This is a genomic window from Lentibacillus populi, from assembly GCA_014642895.1.
Lineage (GTDB): Bacteria > Bacillota > Bacilli > Bacillales > Amphibacillaceae > Lentibacillus_C > Lentibacillus_C populi.
In genome coordinates, this window is the sequence record BMJD01000114.1 from 1 (window position 1) to 1178 (window position 1178).

At 36.4% G+C, this 1178-nt stretch carries 1 protein-coding gene; it reads right to left on the minus strand.

Features of this window, described 5'->3' with window-relative positions; all coding sequences use genetic code 11:
- Positions 1–1039, minus strand: a 1039-nt coding sequence (locus IEX12_RS23085) for an IS4 family transposase (protein ID WP_188725993.1), incomplete at its 3' end; no start/stop codon positions are given.
- Positions 1040–1178 lie beyond the last annotated feature (139 nt).

The window sequence follows — 1178 nt, forward strand, 5'->3', positions numbered from 1 at the left end:
TAATTCGAAGCAACGATTTCTTGCTTTTCGTTTCCAGTTGGATAAGCACATGTAAACAATAGGTGATGAGTGCTATATAGATTTGATTTTGTAAAGCTGTTTCACTCATTCCGTAAAAATGTTTGATTTCCACGTGCTGCTTTAACCATTTGAAAAACAGTTCAATTGCCCAGCGTGATCGATAAATATCACTAATTTCTTGTGGTTCCAAGTCAAATCGATTGGTAATCAATCGAAGGATATTTCCTTTCGTATCCATCACTTCGAGAAGACGAAAAACGTTTTCACAACGTTTTTGTGTGGAGCCTATGTAAACCATTCTATCGGTTAAAACCATTGATTCAGCTGGAACCGAGAATGAACATACTTCACGAATGACGGCATTTTTCTTTAGTCTGGATACGAAGAAGTATCCATCATCCGTCATCCGATCAAAACGTTCGTAGTCCATATAGCCGCGATCAAAGACATACATGGCTTCCTTGTCATCAACAAGGACTTCAAGTTGATTACGATCATGTTCTTTCGCTACTGTAATGACAGCCTTTTCAGGATAAACCGTTTCTTTATCCATGAAAACAAGGCGCAAATGTAACTTGACACCAGCCTTTGTTTTGCGGAATTTCGCCCACTTATAATTGGTTAAATTAAGAGGCAATGTACTCGAATCAATGATTTTTAACGGCATATGCTTGTAGGCTTTATTGTGATATCCGCGTATCTGGTAAACAAGATCTAAAAATAGGGTTGCTAATATGGATGGATCTATTTCTCTATTCTTGCGTGAGAGCTGAGATGCGCTAATCGATTCAAAACCAACAGCTCTCTGAAAGTCCGCATCCAATAAAGCATCACTTAGTGCTTGAAGCCCTTCCGTTTCATGTACTTGTGCATAAAGCATCAGTTTAATATAGGCTTCAGTCGTAAGTTTTTTGGTATAGCTATCTTGTTTTAGATTTTTAACTTGGTCAAAAAGCTTTTTAGAATTTATAGGTGCAATCCATTTACCAAATGCTGATTTTAGTGTATTCTTGTCCATGATATGGTCCTTTATATTGGATTTGGACAGGAAACCACCTGACCTATTCATTATAAAGGATTTTTTGTTGTCTAGACAGTTAAAAATTGAACATTACCAACATTTTTTATTATTAGTTATAATTAATGCAACGCTAGTG